15 protein-coding genes are annotated in these 16,246 nt (G+C 37.7%); 4 read left to right on the top strand and 11 right to left on the bottom strand.

Translation table 11 applies throughout. The annotated features are described in order from the left end of the window. Window positions 1-80: 80 nt before the first annotated feature. From glpK to APF76_17190, 6 genes are all read right to left on the bottom strand, one after another. The gene (glpK, locus tag APF76_17215) at window positions 81-1,568 is read right to left on the bottom strand and encodes a glycerol kinase (GenBank protein ID KUO51223.1); all 1,488 of its coding nucleotides are present in this window, start codon (window positions 1,566-1,568) and stop codon (window positions 81-83) included. A gap of 301 nt (window positions 1,569-1,869) precedes the next feature. After that, on the bottom strand, window positions 1,870-2,868 hold the full coding sequence (locus tag APF76_17210) for a nicotinate dehydrogenase medium molybdopterin subunit (GenBank protein KUO51222.1): 999 nt from the start codon (window positions 2,866-2,868) through the stop codon (window positions 1,870-1,872). Beyond that, a complete protein-coding gene (locus tag APF76_17205) occupies window positions 2,861-4,147 on the bottom strand; it encodes an aldehyde oxidase (GenBank protein ID KUO51221.1) in 1,287 nt (428 codons plus the stop codon). The genes APF76_17210 and APF76_17205 overlap by 8 nt, the downstream gene beginning before the upstream one ends. A 2-nt stretch (window positions 4,148-4,149) precedes the next feature. Beyond that, window positions 4,150-4,614, bottom strand: coding sequence for a (2Fe-2S)-binding protein (locus APF76_17200; protein ID KUO51220.1), 465 nt, complete (start codon window positions 4,612-4,614; stop codon window positions 4,150-4,152). Window positions 4,615-4,629: 15 nt separating this feature from the next. Further along, on the bottom strand, window positions 4,630-5,514 hold the full coding sequence (locus APF76_17195) for a hypothetical protein (protein KUO51219.1): 885 nt from the start codon (window positions 5,512-5,514) through the stop codon (window positions 4,630-4,632). 115 nt (window positions 5,515-5,629) lie between these two features. Beyond that, complete coding sequence (locus tag APF76_17190) at window positions 5,630-5,896, bottom strand: hypothetical protein (protein KUO51329.1); 267 nt, start codon at window positions 5,894-5,896, stop codon at window positions 5,630-5,632. Between the two features lie 362 nt (window positions 5,897-6,258). On the opposite strand from APF76_17190, the gene APF76_17185 reads away from it, so the two are divergent. Beyond that, the gene (locus tag APF76_17185; protein KUO51218.1) at window positions 6,259-7,629 is read left to right on the top strand and encodes an MATE family efflux transporter; all 1,371 of its coding nucleotides are present in this window, start codon (window positions 6,259-6,261) and stop codon (window positions 7,627-7,629) included. 107 nt (window positions 7,630-7,736) lie between these two features. Here APF76_17185 and APF76_17180 read toward each other — a convergent pair whose 3' ends face one another. Continuing rightward, window positions 7,737-8,699 carry a hypothetical protein gene (locus APF76_17180; GenBank protein KUO51217.1) on the bottom strand — a complete coding sequence of 321 codons (963 nt, stop codon included), beginning with the start codon at window positions 8,697-8,699 and terminating at the stop codon, window positions 7,737-7,739. Between the two features lie 181 nt (window positions 8,700-8,880). Here APF76_17180 and APF76_17175 point away from each other — a divergent pair, with 181 nt between their 5' ends. Further along, the gene (locus APF76_17175; GenBank protein ID KUO51216.1) at window positions 8,881-9,165 is read left to right on the top strand and encodes a hypothetical protein; all 285 of its coding nucleotides are present in this window, start codon (window positions 8,881-8,883) and stop codon (window positions 9,163-9,165) included. Window positions 9,166-9,225: 60 nt separating this feature from the next. Here the strand turns inward: APF76_17175 and APF76_17170 are convergent, their stop codons facing one another. Further along, window positions 9,226-10,734, bottom strand: coding sequence for a GntR family transcriptional regulator (locus APF76_17170; protein KUO51215.1), 1,509 nt, complete (start codon window positions 10,732-10,734; stop codon window positions 9,226-9,228). A gap of 124 nt (window positions 10,735-10,858) precedes the next feature. Here APF76_17170 and APF76_17165 point away from each other — a divergent pair, with 124 nt between their 5' ends. Continuing rightward, a complete protein-coding gene (locus tag APF76_17165; GenBank protein KUO51328.1) occupies window positions 10,859-11,572 on the top strand; it encodes a branched-chain amino acid permease in 714 nt (237 codons plus the stop codon). A gap of 22 nt (window positions 11,573-11,594) precedes the next feature. Next, window positions 11,595-11,885 (top strand): branched-chain amino acid ABC transporter, encoded by a 291-nt coding sequence (locus APF76_17160; protein ID KUO51327.1) that lies wholly within the window; start codon window positions 11,595-11,597, stop codon window positions 11,883-11,885. Window positions 11,886-11,936: 51 nt separating this feature from the next. On the opposite strand, the gene APF76_17155 is transcribed toward APF76_17160, so the two are convergent. From APF76_17155 to APF76_17145, 3 genes are all read right to left on the bottom strand, one after another. Further along, window positions 11,937-13,733 (bottom strand): ATP-dependent DNA helicase RecQ, encoded by a 1,797-nt coding sequence (locus tag APF76_17155; protein ID KUO51214.1) that lies wholly within the window; start codon window positions 13,731-13,733, stop codon window positions 11,937-11,939. Window positions 13,734-13,759: 26 nt separating this feature from the next. Next, entirely contained in the window at window positions 13,760-14,068 is a 309-nt protein-coding gene (locus APF76_17150; protein ID KUO51326.1) for a nucleotide pyrophosphohydrolase, read from the bottom strand. Between the two features lie 173 nt (window positions 14,069-14,241). Beyond that, the gene (locus tag APF76_17145) at window positions 14,242-15,951 is read right to left on the bottom strand and encodes a histidinol-phosphatase (GenBank protein ID KUO51325.1); all 1,710 of its coding nucleotides are present in this window, start codon (window positions 15,949-15,951) and stop codon (window positions 14,242-14,244) included. Window positions 15,952-16,246 lie beyond the last annotated feature (295 nt).

Below are 16,246 nucleotides of genomic sequence, written 5' to 3'. Positions count from 1 at the left end.
CTCTCTAAGCCTGCTCTAAGCTCATCAAATCCTAGCTTAAAACTAATCTGAGTCAAGTTTAAGACTAATCTAAGACTAGTTTAAGCCCAGCCCTTCGCTCTTCCAACTGCTTTTTCCCATTTGCGATATAGGTTTTCCGAGGTTTCCTGAGCCATCTTAGGGGCAAATTTTCTTCCTAGTTTCCATGAGCATTCTATATCACTAATATCTTCATAGATTCCGACTCCCAGTCCTGCTAAATAAGCAACACCTAGGGCAGTAGTTTCATTAATCTGTGACCGATCTGTTGTAGTCTGTAAGATATCAGATTGGAACTGCATTAAGAAGTCATTCTTTGCTGCACCGCCATCTACCCTAAGACCTTTAAGTTCCATTTTAGAATCAGCAAGCATTGCCTTGACAACATCTTTGGTCTGATATGCTATTGACTCAAGGGCCGCTCTTGTAATGTGATATTTATTTGTACCCCTGGTTATGCCAACTAAAGTACCCCTTGCATACATATCCCAGTGAGGTGCTCCTAAACCTGCAAAGGCAGGCACAAGATAAACTCCTCCTGTATCTGCTACCTTAAGGGCAAACTCCTCCGACTCAGCTGAATCTTTAATAATATTCATTTCATCACGAAGCCACTGAATGACAGCTCCTGCTATGAAAATACTTCCTTCAAGGGCATAATAGACCTTATCTTCAATACCCCAGGCAATAGTTGTTAATAAACCATTTTGGGATTGAACTATTTTTCCCCCAGTATTCATAAGCATAAAGCAGCCTGTGCCATAGGTATTTTTGGTCATGCCAGGTGTAAAACAGCATTGCCCAAAAAGGGCTGCCTGTTGATCCCCTGCTACACCTGTAATAGGTATTTCTGCACGGAATAATTCTGGAACTGTTTTTCCAAATTCACCACTTGATGGTTTAACCTCTGGAAGCATTTCTTTGGGAACCCTGAACCTTTCAAGGATTTCCTGATCCCACTTTAATTCATGAATATTGTACATCATTGTACGGGAGGCATTTGAATAATCAGTAGCGTGGACCTTCCCACCTGTAAGCTTCCATATAAGCCAGGTGTCAATTGTGCCAAACAATAGCTCTCCCTGATCTGCTCTTTCCTGTAACCCTGGAACATGATTTAAGATCCACTTAACCTTTGTTCCTGAAAAGTAGGCATCTAAGACAAGACCAGTCTTATGTCTAATTTTTTCATCCCACCCTTCTTTTTTTAAACGTTCACAGGTTTCTGCTGTACGTCTGCATTGCCAAACAATGGCATTATATACGGGCTTGCCTGTCTTTTTATCCCAAACAACTGTGGTTTCTCTTTGATTGGTAATCCCAATAGCTGCAATGTCTGCCACATCAATACCCGATTCCTTGATAACCCTTCTTGTTACCTCTAACTGGCTCTCCCATATCTCCTCTGGATCATGCTCAACCCAACCAGGTTGGGGATAAATCTGCTTAAATTCCTTGTTGACCTGCTTTAATATTTCACCATCTTTATTAAATAAAATTGCTCTGGAACTAGTGGTTCCCTGATCTAATGCCAAAAGATAATTTGCCATACACAGTCCCCCCTAACTATAGTTTCGCCCAACTAAATTTCAAGAGCCTATCATCTTATGTTCGTCATTAAATCTAAGCCGCCTCTTTGGTTTTAATACTATTTGTTACAATAATTATAACAGAACTACTAGTACTCAACTAACGTCTTCATTAAAACTTCAGACAATATTCCAAAAGATATCTTAAAAAAAAATGGTTCCCCTGTAAAATACAGAAACCATTTCATAACTTAAATAATAGTCTGACATCATTTTGACACATTTCGGTATGATTTATAGCTTACATCTTGCCATGTTTTTTCTAAAAGTTTTCCTTATTCTTAAGGGCCTCCAAAATTTTCTCAGGTGTAGCTGGAAGACTTGTAATCCTTATACCAACAGCATCATATATTGCATTAATTATTGCTGGAGCGGTTGGTATCATACACGGCTCTCCCACTCCCTTAGCACCATAAGGCCCAGTAGGCTCAGGGGACTCTACTATTAGCGGCTCAATGTCTGGTATGTCCGCAAAGGTAGGTATCAAATATTTGGAGAAGCTAGGGTTTTTGATTTTTCCATTACTTAGTTGTACCTCTTCCAATAGTGCCATGCCCATTCCTTGGCAAACACCACCCGCGATTTGTCCTTCCACATTAAAAGGATTTATTGCTCGGCCAACGTCATTGGCAGCAATAACTTTAATCACATCCACCATGCCTGTCAAGGTATCCACTTCAACCTCAACAATTTGAACTGCAAAGGCATAGGGCCAGTATGGAGCACCTTGTCCTGTTTCCATATCTACCTTGGTACTATGGGCTGTAAAGCTACCCTCACCAACAAGTCTTAAGCCTTCTAGTTTAGCGTTAAATGCTAATTCTTTAATACTAATTTTTCTATTTGGTAAACCTCTAGGATAAATGTACCCTTTTTCCCCTACAAGTCCATGTAATGTGTTTACTTCTAATTCTATACGAGCTCTATCATATAAGATTTCTCTTGCTTCTCGTGCTGCTTTACGAACAGCATTTCCTGAAGTATATGTCTGCCTGGTGGCAGCGGAAGTTCCAGCATCTGGGGTGGCATCCGTATCTTCAGTAATTACAGTTATATCATCAACCCTTATACCTAATTCTTCTGCAGCTATTTGGGCAATAACTGTACTTGATCCCTGACCACAATCTGAAGCACCAATGCGTACAATAGCAGTACCATCTTCATTGACCTCCACAAAGGCACTAGATGTATCTGCAAAACCATTACCGTAGCCAAGACCGTAAAAAATACTTGCCATTCCCGTGCCACGTTTTTTAGTCATTGCTGCCACCTCCAGTCAACTCCTCAAGATTCCATCCGGCAGCAGCTGCTGTTACTCTCATGCATTCCTTTAGCCCTACACTAGTATCAAGAACTTGCTCTGTAGCCGTTTCACTACCTTCTTCCATGGCATTTAGCCAACGTATGGTGAAAGGGTGAATCCCTAGCTTTTCTGCTATTCTATCCATCTGAGACTCATGAGCCAAGGGTGGTTGTGCTGCACCAAACCCCCTCATGGCGCCAGCAAATGGATTATTTGTATATACTGCAAAGGAGTCAACCTTCACATTTGGTATATTGTACGGTCCCGTGGCATGAATAGCTGCTTTTCTCATGATATTTGGGGCCCATGAAGCATATGCTCCTGTATCTCCTATGATCCTTGCTTCTAGTGCAGTTAACTTTCCTTCTGCATCTGCTCCTGTCTTATAATACATTTTAATAGGATGTCGTTTAGAATGGATTTTAAAGGATTCCTTTCTATCAGAAACCATTTTGACTGGTTTGCCTGTTTTTAAAGCCAGGAGAGCCGTTCTTATCTGTAATGTTATGTCCTCCCTGCCGCCAAATGCGCCACCGACTGATGTGTTTATTACTTTTATCTTATGAACAGGCATATTCAATGCTCTAGAAATTTCATAGCGATCCCAATGAATATACTGGGTGGCTACATGAATAACTAGATGGCCTCTATTATCTAGATAGGCAAGGCAGCCTTCAGGTTGTAAAAAGGCATGATCCACCATTTGAGTTGTGTATATATCTTCAATTACCGCGGCTGCCTTTTCAAATCCATCCTCTACATTGCCCTTTCTAATTTTCAAGTGATAGATTATATTATTATTATCATGTACCTTTGGAGCATCTTCTTTCATTGCTTCTTCTGCATCAAATACGGCGGGAAGTTCTTCGTATTCCACTTTGATTTTGGTTAATGCTTCTTCTGCAATGTCTTCTCTTTCAGCAACCACTATAGCTACAACATCATTGATGGAGCGAATCCTGTCTGCAGATAAAACTGGCATGTCAGCAAATAAAACACCCTGACCATTAAGGCCTGGCACATCCTTACCCGTTAAGACCACTTTTACTCCTGGCAGTTTTTGTGCCTCATTAATATTAATATCAATTATCCTTGCATGTGCCACATCTAATTGGAACAGCCTTCCATATAGCATGTTACCCATTTCAAGATCTGCAGGGTATTGCGCCCTACCTGTAACTTTGCTTAAAGCATCAACTTTGATGGAGTTTTGGCCTATTACCTTTTCCTTAAACATACCTACTCAACCCTCCTAGATGCCTTTTGTACTGCCTTAATTATTTTATCGTATCCCGTACATCTGCATAGGTTGCCTGCAAGGTGCCTTTTAATTTCGCTTTTTGTAGGACTAGGTTTTTTATTTAAGAGGTCTACAGCTGATATAACCATACCTGGAGTACAATAACCGCACTGTACTGCACCCTCTTCTAAAAATGCCTGCTGCACAGGATGGAGTTCCTCCCCTGTTGCTATTCCTTCTATAGTAGTTATTTCTTTACCCTGTGCCTGAACTGCCAATACTAGGCATGCATTAACAATATTTCCATCCATAAGAACAGAACAAGCTCCACACTCACCCTCACCACAGCCCTCTTTAGTGCCTGTGAGTTTTAGTTTATCCCGCAAAATATCTATCAACCTCAAGTGACTCTCAACCTCTAAAGTGTATTCCTTGTCATTAACCCTCAACCAAATCAACATCATTATCACCTCTCGGGGTCAGGCTTGACAAATTGACATTTTCAATTTGTTATATTCATCTTTTACAAGATTGTAGTCCGTTCTTGTTAATATCTTGCTAATTCCTGATGGTGTTAAGCCAAACAATTCTCCAAGTTCATTATTACTTATATCCGAGATTTCTTTGCTAAGCAATAGAATAATCGCCCTCTTTCTCCTATCCTCTTTTGTTATTCTACCATTCTTGTATTCTTCAAAATTGACGTTGTAGTAGTCTATCACACTTTCTAAATATTTATCCTTCCCAATTTTCATCGTTAGTTCTACTTTTTCACCTATCTTTTCTACCTCTTCCTCCACCGCATACGCATCTTGAATATTATCCTGCAGGTCGGCTGCTCCCATGAATTTCTGGTATTTTTTAATTGCCTCTTGCCTATTTTTTGAGAACCGCATTAATAGATAACTTGTGTCTACTAACTCTGGAAGCCCAAGATATTCTGCATAACTGCTCCACTTATAATTTGGCGTCTTTGTTATCTCTGCCTTTATCGGATTTTGGTGGATATATCTTATCAGCTCTAAGAAATAATTTTCCTTATCACACAGTATTGCTTTATATCTTTGTTCAAATACATGTCCAGTTCTTTCATACTTTTTATTGAACACTTGCGTATAGACCTGTTGTATTCCCTGCATAATTTTTGAAAGTTCTGTATTCTTAATTTCTATTAGTATATGTGCATGGTTGTCCATAATGCAATAAGCATAAATTAGAAATAAGTATTTTTTCTTATAATTCTTGATAATCTCCTTATAATTTACTTTATCTGCTTCCCCTTCAAAAATATATGCTTTGTTATTGCCTCGTACAATGACATGATATAATGCCCCACTATAATGTACTCTAGGTCTTCGTGCCATTTTCTCACTTCCATTTTTTTCTTTATATTACCTTTATTTTTGTCAAATCGTCAAGCCTGACCCTAAAAAAACCCAAAAAAAGACTGCCTTTGGGACAGTCTTTAAATATTGGCTATTACTGCCTGTATTTCATTTTATGCCACTGGGGCATAAAACCATTTTCATCTAGATCTTCATAACATTTTTCCATTCTAGAGATTATTTTATCTCCTTTTTCCTTTGTAATTATCCCGAATTCAACATACTTATTTATAAGTTCTTTTTTCTTGCCAAAAATGTCCTTATGAAGTGCGGCTAATTCACCTTTTTGTGCATCTGTTAATTCTACTGTTTGTTTTTCTGAATTAATGTCTGTTGCTTGAATAGGAAGCCCCGCTGCCATTAAGAGTCCAAATACAAGCATGGCAATAACTAAAATTTGAAGCTTTTTCATAAAAAAAATCACCTCCTTCTTCAATTGATGATATTATTTTTTGCATTACTGCGGAGTTTTATCTATAGAATAAAAGGAACTTTTTCCATTAAATTTTCTAAAAAATATCTTTATTAAAACTTTGATATTACAATTCTGGGTTCAAAATTATTACCATTTATTACATACTCCATGAGTCATGATTTTTTTGTCAATTTGTCAAGCCTGACCCCGATGGTTTTTATTTGTTGCATTGACAACCAGTATCAGGTTATAATAAATGTTATGCCGCTTATCCGCAATGATATTTGCAATGGAAGGAGAAAACCTTAATGAAACAACAAAGTGAACGTCTTGGAAAAGAGCCAATTCCCAAGCTTTTAGCTAAATTAGCTGTCCCTGCCATGTTTGGTATGTTCGTGATGGCCCTATATAATGTTGTTGATACGATATTTGTGTCAAGAGCTGTGGGTACAGTAGGGGTTGCTGCAGTTTCTATTGCTTTTCCAGTACAAATGATAGTCATGGCACTAGCAGGGGCTATTGGTATCGGAGGGGCTTCAGTAATCTCAAGAATGCTTGGAGCTAATAAATTAGAGGATGCTAATCAAGTTTTTGGTAACGTAATCAGTTTGGTCTTTTTAGTTAGTATTATTGGTATCTTATTAGGACTTAACTTTTTAACCCCTATCCTTTACCTATTTGGATCTAGTGAAACTATTTTACCTTATGCCAAGGATTATTTAGGAATTATTTTATATGGTACCATCTTCTTTGCTTTTGCTTTTTCAATGAATAATATCATTCGCTCTGAAGGTAATGCTAAAACTGCCATGTTGACAATGGTTATTGGAGCAGTCTTAAATATAATTCTAACTCCTACTTTTATCTTTGGTTTTGGTTTAGGTATTAAAGGTTCAGCTCTTGCCACCGTATTATCTCAGGGAATTACAGCGGTTTATCTGGTAATATACTTCCTTTCAGGAAGAAGTTCTCTTTCTTTTAGGACTCTATATCTACGCCCTAAATTACTTGTTATTAAGCAAATATTAGCCATAGGATCATCGGCTTTTGTACAACAAGCCGCCGGAAGTCTAATGTTCATTGTTGCCAACCATATGCTAATTTTTCATGGTGGGGATCTGGCAGTTGCAGTCTTTGGAATAATCCATAAGGTCATTATGTTCTCACTCATGCCAACGATGGGGATTATTCAGGGACTCATGCCCATAGTTGGTTACAATTATGGTGCTAAGCAACACCACCGTGTAAGTGAAGCTATTATGTTAGCCGTAAAAGCTTCAACTTTAATTGTTTTAATTGCATTTATCGTTATTATGGTGTTTCCAAAATATATTATGTTGATTTTTACAAGTGATCCAGAGGCCATTCAGATGGGTCAAACTGCCCTGAGAATTTTGTTTTCTCTGACTGTTACAATAGGAATACAAATGGTTACCGGTGGGGTCTTTCAATCCTTGGGAAAAGCAAGAGCAGCCTTAATTTTATCCATGTCACGCCAGGTATTGTTCTTAATTCCATTGATGCTAATTCTTCCATCTATGTTTAGTGTGGTCGGGATTTGGTTGGCTTTTCCTATAGCAGACTTACTATCTTTTTTCCTAGCCCTTTGGTTTATAAATAGTCATAAATCAATATTTTTTGGTAAAGAGAATTTAATTATTTCCAATCAAAATGCATAAGACACAAAAGAGGCTACCCTATTCTATAGATAGTCTCTTTTAATTGGCATCGCTATATATTATCTTACGATCTAACAAATGCCCTAAATGAAAACAATCGGTAAACTCTACATATTTCCACTTTCTGTGAAAATTATTTCTTTTTTATCAGCATCCATTATGACCCTTGTTCCAAAAGCCATCGTGGGCTGAGGAAAGTTATGTCCAGCCGTGAAGTTTGTGATAACCGGTTTGTTAAATGGAACTATTATATCCATAAACACTTCTTCCAGAGACAAATCGGCACCTCCTTCATCGCCTCTTTGTTCCGAAACACAGTCTATCCATGTTCCCAGTATCACTCCCAGACAGTCTCTGAACTTTCCTGCCAAAGCTAAAGAGGTAAGCATTCTATCTATTCTATATACCTTCTCACCAACATCTTCTATGAATAATAATTTCCCCTTTGTATCAATCTCATAAGGTGAACCAAGGGTTGCCACAAGCAAGGATAGATTTCCGCCGACTATTTCGCCTTCAGCCTTTCCGCCAACAAGTACTTCCATAACCTCCCCTTCTGGATTTTCCACAAGTCCAGGTGCTTCATTTGTAAAAAGGTTTTTTCTCAGGCTGTTATATGTATATCTTTCAAATTTAACTTTGGTTCCTTTAACCTTTGCAAAGGATGATGTTGCCATTGGGCCATGGTATGTAACCATTCTGCATATTTTATTAAATGCTGTGTGAAGCCCAGTTATATCGCTGAATCCAAGGAATACCTTGGGATTTTTCTTTATCATGTCATAATCAAGTAAATTAAGGATGCGCGTTGTCCCGTATCCGCCCCTAAGGCAAATTATTCCTTTTATGCTTCTATCGGCAAAGGCATTGTTTACATCTGCTGCTCTTTTTTCGTCTGTTGCCGACAAATAACCATATCTTGTGTAACACACCGGAGACATTACAGGTTCAAGTCCCATTGCCCGTATGCGCTGTTCTGCCTTGTTTACCGCATTTAAATCAGCCGCTGATGTGGGAGAAATAATTGCAACTTTATCACCCGCTCTTAGGGCTTTTGGTTTGATTATCATTTGTTTACCTCCTGAATACCACTAATTCAATGTTGAACCATAAGTATAGAGCCTGGCCAGTTGATTTACATTTGGCAAAATTAGACAAACATGATCCAAACTCTGAATGTTCTCATTGGATAGGCTATATTATTTGTATTAAAATCTTTCCTCTTTTCATAATTTATACTGGGGGAATATTATGAAAAGTACATTAAATCAAATTTTAGGCAAATTAAACATCATTACCGGTGGAACAGTTATTTTGATGGGAATTTATAAATTTTTCATTGATCGTTCCAGTTATGTTTCGTTATACATAGCACTAGCTATCATTATCGTCGGACCGGTTGAGGATTATTTTAATAAACTGATTAAGGATAGTAATAAAACCTCAAAGAGAAAAGAGTTGTTATATCAACGGGTTGACCTTACAACCAGCCTCATATTTCTTATTCTTTTAGGTTTGGTATTGCTTGAAACATAAGATGTAGGCCCTAAAGATCAAGGGGCCTACATTAAGTTTTTAATGGCACATATCTAATGATTAAATAATTGGTATTACTTCCCTTTTTGGAACAGAATATTGACCTTTCTTTAATTTTCCTAATGCTTTTTCTAGTCTGCTTATCCCTTCTAAAAGTACTTTTTCATTATGCTGGGAGAAGCAGAGACGAAATTCCTTATCTTCTCCTGGAGTTGCATAAAATGCTTCTCCTGGAACAAAGGACACTCCCATTTTTAAAGCCTCCTGCAGCAATCTTTTTGATGGAATGTTTTCATGAATTCTGCACCATATGTAAAATCCTCCTTGAGGGATATGATAGGAAAGCTTTGATTTCAGTCCCTGGTTAAGGGCATCAGCCATAACATTTCTTCGTTTCTTGTAAATTCCCCGCATCTTTGTCAGGTGTTTTGCCAGATACCCCTCCTTGATGAACAAGTCAAGGAGCCATTGTGAAATATTATTGCTGTGCAAATCAACATATTGTTTCTCTAAGATTATTCTATTAATCAAAGATGGATGGGCAACCATATATCCCAGCCTTAATCCGGGCATCAGGATTTTTGAAAAAGTGCTTAAATATATCACCCCTCCATAATTATCTAAAGCTTTCAAACTCGTTGGCGGACTGCATTCATAGTAGAAGTTGCTGTAAGGATCATCTTCCAGAATAACCAACCGATACCGTGCTGCAAGCTGGATAAGCTTTTTTCTTTCCTCAGTATTAATAACATTACCGTTAGGATTTCGGAAGGTAGGAATACAGTACAACAATTTTGGCCTATACCGGGCTAGATAATCTTCCAGGATTTCAAGGGGGAAATCCTCCCTTTGAGGCAGGCTTAATACTCTTGCCCCCAAGGCTTGAAAAACCTGAATAGCTCCTAGATAGGTAGGAGACTGGATAATCACATAATCACCTGGCTCAATCATTACTCTTGCAGTAAGATATAAACCCTGTTGGGACCCTGAAAGAATAACCATTTCATCAGGCTGACATTTGATACCATCTGCATCTAACATTTGAGTAATAGTTTTTCGCAAAGGTTCATACCCCTGTATAGGTATATGTCCAAAATCTCTAGATTTCAACTCTCCCACGTAATCCCTATGCAGCTTACAGAATATATCTACAGGGTAATAATCAGGATCCGGCATACCTGCATCAAGAGAAATCTTATCCTCCAGCATACTGCTAACCATCAGTTCACTCATAAGCGAAGCCATTGAGGGCTGAATATAAGGTTTTAACAATTGGGGCCAGGGTATCTCATTATTGGTTTTGCTTGCTAAAGTATAGCTGTCACTGACATATGTACCACTACCATTTTTTATGCTTACATAACCATTCTTTTCTAAATAACGATACGCATTGATAGCTGTGGTCCTACTAACCTCGAACAACAATGCCAGTTCCCTTTCAGCAGGAAGCTTTTCACCTACTGCCAGGGAACCATCAACAATCTTATCTTTTATAAGGGCAGAAATCTGCAGGTAATATGGAGAATTGCTGTCCAATTTTGTGTTAACCATCAGTTTGGATATATCCATTTCCCATTTTTCACTCCTTTGGTATCCAATTTCACCTAATACTATTATAATTGGATATTTACCTAGTATTTCCTTCTGAGTTAGAATAAAAATGAAGGAGTTGAAATCTCTAGTGGATAGAAATATATCTTACACTTTGCGAAATTGGGATATTGTGATATGGAAGGAAGTATTAAAAGACTGCTTGCCAATTACCGCTGGAATTATTCCATTTGGATTGACCTGTGGGATAATGGGCAGTACCGCAGGTTTTTCAGCTTTTGAAATAACCTTTATGTCCATGACAGTCTTTGCCGGTGCAGCGCAGTTTATGGCTATTGCCATGATCAATTCCGGCATTACCACATGGGGAGTAATTGTCTTTACCACCTTCTTAATTAACCTGCGCCATTTGTTAATGGGTGCATCATTATCTCCTTACCTTTTTAAGCTGCCTCGGAATCTACAGTATCTGTTGGCTTTTGGCATGGTGGATGAAAGCTATGCTTTGACTATCAATCGTATTGAAAAAAAGGGCTATGATCCATATTACCAGTTGGGAGTAAGCTCTTTGTTATATATCATATGGGTTACTTCTACTTTTCTAGGAGCTTCTCTTTACCATAATATTCCTAATCCGCTGGAATGGGGGCTTGATTTTGTCATACCATTAACATTTCTGGTTTTGTTAATACCTCGTCTTATTAACCGAACCGCCCTGCTTGTAGCCCTGGTCTCTGCTCTGACTGCTGTTTGGGGAGCTTTATATCTGCCTGGCAAGTGGTACATAATTCTGGCCGCTTTTGCAGCAAGCATTGTTGGAGGACTGATTGAAAGGGGAAGTAAAAGTGAATCTTAAATTAATCTCCATTATATTAGGTATGGCTTTGGTAACCTTCTTTACCCGAATTGGGTCACAGGTTATCTTCGCTCGTACCGGAATACCATCTTGGCTAGAAAAGTGGTTGAAACATGTACCTACAGCATTTTTAACAGCTCTAATAATTCCAGCTATTTTATTACCAAAGGGTTTTCTGGATATATCATTGAACAATAGTTATCTTTTAGCAGGAATTATTGCTGCATTTACTGCTTATAAAACTAAAAACGTATTAACTACTATTATTATAGGAATGACTGTAATGATATCTGTAAACAAACTTTTATTGTAGAATATAAAAGTATTAAATTTTATTCAAAAAATAACAACCCATGTTATTAACCTATCTAGGGTTTTTTGTCAATTTGTCAAGCCTGACCCTCTCTCGTATTACCTTTATAAATTCTTCTCCATATTTTTCAAGTTTGGCCTGACCAACACCTTTAATTCTGCTAAAAGCTGTCATGTCCGTTGGGTAGTATTCACTCATCTCCCGTAAGGTACTATCATTAAAAATAATATAAGGTGGTACGTGTTCTCGCAAAGAAATTTCCTTGCGAAGGCTACGAAGTTCTTCAAATAAAGTATAATCTGCTTTCACAGTTTCTACTTTATGATGAACTCTTTGAAATACTTTTTCCTCATTTTTTACCACAGATACAGCCTTTTCCTGTAATTTAATTACTGGATATTCATCTTCTGTAAGATGCAAATAACCATCTGCAATTAGTACATTGATTGTTTCTTTTATCTGCTTTAGGGTATGTTCCTGCATAATTCCATAGGTTGTTAACCTATCCAGTCCTAGCTGCTTCAATCTTTTACTATTGGAACCCTTTAACACCTGGGAAATCATTGAAACCCCATAACGCTCTCTCATTCGATGGATACAGGAAAATATCTTTTGGGCATCAAGTGTAATGTCAAAAAGCTCTGTTTCATCCGCACAAATACTGCAATTAGAACAATTGTCCTGCAAATACTCCTCCCCAAAATATTCAAGTATAGATTTTCTTAAACATTTCGTTGTATGACAGTAATCGACCATTGTCTGCAGCCTATTATACTCAAACTGCTTTCTTTCATCAGATAAACTATTGTTCTGTATCATAAATCTTTGCAGTACCACATCCCTGGATGAAAAAAGAAGGATACACTCACTAGGTTCATTATCCCGCCCTGCCCGTCCGGCTTCTTGATAATATGCTTCAATATTTTTTGGCATATTGAAATGAATAACATATCGAACATTTGATTTATCAATGCCCATCCCAAAAGCATTAGTTGCTACCATAACATTTACATCATCAAATATGAATGCTTCTTGGGCTTTATTACGACGCAGATCATTCATGCCTGCATGATATCTAGCTGCAGCAAATCCTTTGTGGTATAGGGTTTCATAAAGCTTATCAACCTCTTTACGTGTTGCGGCATATATAATTCCAACCTCATCTTTATGTTGTTCCAAAAAACGCAGTAAAAATTTTTCCTTGTCTATTTCCTTATGTACAGAAAAGTATAAGTTTTTGCGGTCAAAGCCTGCTATAAACACGTTAGGGTCTTGTAATTTTAACTGCTTTACCACATCGTTTTTTACTTCATCAGTAGCCGTTGCTGTAAATGCAGCAACGGTAGGCCTACTCTTTAATTCTTCAATGAATAATGCTATGGATCGATAGCTAGGGCGAAAATCATGCCCCCATTGGGATACACAATGAGCTTCATCTACTGCAATTAAATCTATGGAAAGATTCCGTACCAATTGTTTGAAATCCCCTGATTCTAGCCTTTCCGGTGCAATATAAATCAGCTTGTATTTTCCATTTTTACATGCTTCAATACGCTCCATTACCTCATAATAATCCAGGGAGCTGTTAATAAATGTCGCCGGAATTCCGAGCTGCTCCAGTGCTTCTATTTGATCCTTCATGAGCGATATTAATGGTGAAATAACTAGTGTTATTCCTTTAAATATGATAGCTGGGATTTGGAAACAGGCGGACTTGCCTCCTCCTGTTGGTATAATTCCAAAAGTATCTTGTTTTTGCAGAATAGATTGGATAATCTGTTCCTGCCCTTTGCGAAAATCATCATATCCATAGTACTGCTTTAATAATAACCTTGGCTGCTGTAGCAATTCTCTGCCTCCCTTGAAGAACTAACTTAATCTTCCTTTTTCCTGGTCCAGCGATTCTTATCTCTTGTATTAAACTTATACATCATTGCGTTAAATGCCTTTTCTAAATCTATATTTAGTGAATTAGCAAAGCAGATAAGAATAAACATGCAGTCTGCCAATTCCATATCTATGCTATTTTCCTCTTCATCAGCTCTTTTGGGTTTTTCTCCATAATAATGGTTTACTTCTCTGGCCAGTTCTCCTGTTTCTTCTGTTAAACGTGCCATTAATGCCAGAGGACTAAAATATCCTTCTTCAAATTGAGAAATATATTCATCAACCATTTGTTGCATTTCTTCTATAGTCAAACTATTTTTTGTCACTTATATACCTCCCATTAACTCTTAGTTAAGGAAGCAAGAGAATCGTCCCTAGGCTTCTTGCTTTCTTAATTGCAATTTACTCAGATGGGCCTACGCTTCCTCTGTTGCTTGCATTTATTGCCTACGCTTCTTAATTCCTCTTACTATTTTAACAGATATTGTCTTACATCTTGACGACTCTTGCAATTAAATATATTTTGCGACTCAAGCCAACCCTTTCGAGCTATTTTCACTCCATAAACAACGTCCCGTAGTTCCTCAATCCTGTGAGCATCAGTGTTAATGGTTATAAGAATTCCTAATTCTTTAGCCCTTTTTAAATATCTCCAATCAAGGTCAAGGCGAGCTGGGCTTGCATTTAATTCAATAATAACATTATACTTACGTGCTGCATCAAATATCTGCTCCATGTCAAGCGGATAGCCTTCTCTACCTAATAAAAGCCTTCCAGTAGGATGACCAAGCATTGTAACCTTTGGATGTTCCATTGCCCTGACTAATCTTTCAGTAGCCTTATCTTTCGACATCTTTAAATTGGAGTGTACGGATGCTATCACAAAGTCAAAAGAATCCAATACTTCATCGGAATAATCGAGAGATCCATCTGGCTTAATATCAGACTCAATACCACTATAAATATCTATTTCGGGATATTTTTCTTTTAAATGGGCTATTTCTTGCTGCTGTCTATAGACTTCTCTTTCCCGCAACCCACCTGCATAAAAAGCAGATTGACTATGGTCTGTAATTCCAAGATATTCATAACCAAGTTCAATACAAGCACATACCATTTCATGAAGTGTATTAGTACCATCACTAAAGGTTGTATGTATATGAAAAGCACCCTTTATATCTGCTTCTTTAACTAGTTGAGGCAGGCTGCCGTTCTCAGCAGCTTCGATTTCACCTAAGTCTTCTCTAAGCTCTGGAGGTATGAATTCAAGTCCGAGTGCTTTAAAAACTTCAATTTCATCTGAACAGTCTATCCTCTTTTCTCCTTGAAAAACACCATATTCATTCATTTTTAAGTCTATGGTCTTTGCCCTATGGCGCATGGCAGTATTATGCTCCTTGCTCCCTGTAAAATGGTGCAATGCATATGGGTATTCATCTGGTTTGACCACTCTCAAGTCAAGGTTTATTCCTAGATTAAGTTTTACTGACACCTTTGTTTCACCAAGTGCGATCACATCATTCACCACGGAAAGATTTGCCAGATAGTTGGTCAATTCTTTAGGGTTCTCAGAAGAAGCTACCAGGTCTATATCCTTTACAGTCTCCTTGCATCTTCTTATACTGCCTGCTAGACTGATTTGAACCAGATCTGGAGATGTTTTTAATTCTTGTATAATATCTTCTGCAATCACAATTGCTTCACTATAATAATATTGGCCTTGAAAACGCTTTAAATACTCTATCCCTTTTAATATGTTTTCTTGAGATTTAGCGCCGAAACCTTTTAGGTCAACCAGTCTGTTTTCTTTACATGCATATTCAAGTTCTATGATACTATTAATTGCTAATTCCTCATATAATACTTTGATCTTTTTAGGCCCAAGGCCAGGGACATGGAGCATTTCCATAAGACCCTGGGGAATATTAGCCTTTAGTTCTTCATAATATATGAGTTGACCTGAAAGAACCAGCTCTGTAATTTTTTCATTAAGTGCTGCACCAATACCTTTTACATCTTTTAACCTATTTTCCTTTACCAAAACTCCCAAATCTTCTTCTAAAAATTCTATTATCCTAGCACCATTATAGTAAGCCCTGGTCTTAAAAGGGTTCTCTCCCATTAGCTCAAGGAATAAACCTATTTCCTTTAAAATTCTGGCTACTGAATGCTTATCCATTGCAATCCCACCCTTATCCATAATATTCCATATGAGTTAAGACTCCCACTTCTATATAAGTGGGCTCTAAATCAGGTGGAGTAGAGTCTCCATCTGATTCCCCGATGTTCAGCTTTAGCTGAACGAGTTCACTTTGTCAATTTGTCAAGCCTGACCCTATCTCACCCATTGTTTTTCCACAATTTAACACATTTTTGCACATAATACAATATTTTAACTATATCTAAGAGCAGGAAATGCAGAGTAGTAGCAGAATTTAGTATAATTGGAGTAAATAAATAATCTTAAGGCGGAA

The sequence above is a fragment of the Desulfitibacter sp. BRH_c19 genome (assembly GCA_001515945.1).
Lineage (GTDB): Bacteria > Bacillota > DSM-16504 > Desulfitibacterales > Desulfitibacteraceae > Desulfitibacter.
This window is presented reverse-complemented; position numbering and strand designations above follow the sequence as displayed.

What these genes read in the sequence shown, in the direction of transcription:
- APF76_17200 (KUO51220.1), bottom strand. Translation starts at nt 4,614, where the DNA reads ATGATGTTGATTTGGTTGAGGGTTAATGACAAGGAATACACTTTAGAG.
- APF76_17180 (KUO51217.1), bottom strand. Translation starts at nt 8,699, where the DNA reads ATGATAATCAAACCAAAAGCCCTAAGAGCGGGTGATAAAGTTGCAATT.
- APF76_17210 (KUO51222.1), bottom strand. Translation starts at nt 2,868, where the DNA reads ATGACTAAAAAACGTGGCACGGGAATGGCAAGTATTTTTTACGGTCTT.
- APF76_17150 (KUO51326.1), bottom strand. Translation starts at nt 14,068, where the DNA reads ATGCAACAAATGGTTGATGAATATATTTCTCAATTTGAAGAAGGATAT.
- APF76_17205 (KUO51221.1), bottom strand. Translation starts at nt 4,147, where the DNA reads ATGTTTAAGGAAAAGGTAATAGGCCAAAACTCCATCAAAGTTGATGCT.
- glpK (KUO51223.1), bottom strand. Translation starts at nt 1,568, where the DNA reads ATGGCAAATTATCTTTTGGCATTAGATCAGGGAACCACTAGTTCCAGA.
- APF76_17185 (KUO51218.1), top strand. Translation starts at nt 6,259, where the DNA reads ATGAAACAACAAAGTGAACGTCTTGGAAAAGAGCCAATTCCCAAGCTT.
- APF76_17175 (KUO51216.1), top strand. Translation starts at nt 8,881, where the DNA reads ATGAAAAGTACATTAAATCAAATTTTAGGCAAATTAAACATCATTACC.
- APF76_17195 (KUO51219.1), bottom strand. Translation starts at nt 5,514, where the DNA reads ATGGCACGAAGACCTAGAGTACATTATAGTGGGGCATTATATCATGTC.
- APF76_17145 (KUO51325.1), bottom strand. Translation starts at nt 15,951, where the DNA reads ATGGATAAGCATTCAGTAGCCAGAATTTTAAAGGAAATAGGTTTATTC.
- APF76_17190 (KUO51329.1), bottom strand. Translation starts at nt 5,896, where the DNA reads ATGGCAGCGGGGCTTCCTATTCAAGCAACAGACATTAATTCAGAAAAA.
- APF76_17160 (KUO51327.1), top strand. Translation starts at nt 11,595, where the DNA reads ATGGCTTTGGTAACCTTCTTTACCCGAATTGGGTCACAGGTTATCTTC.
- APF76_17170 (KUO51215.1), bottom strand. Translation starts at nt 10,734, where the DNA reads ATGGATATATCCAAACTGATGGTTAACACAAAATTGGACAGCAATTCT.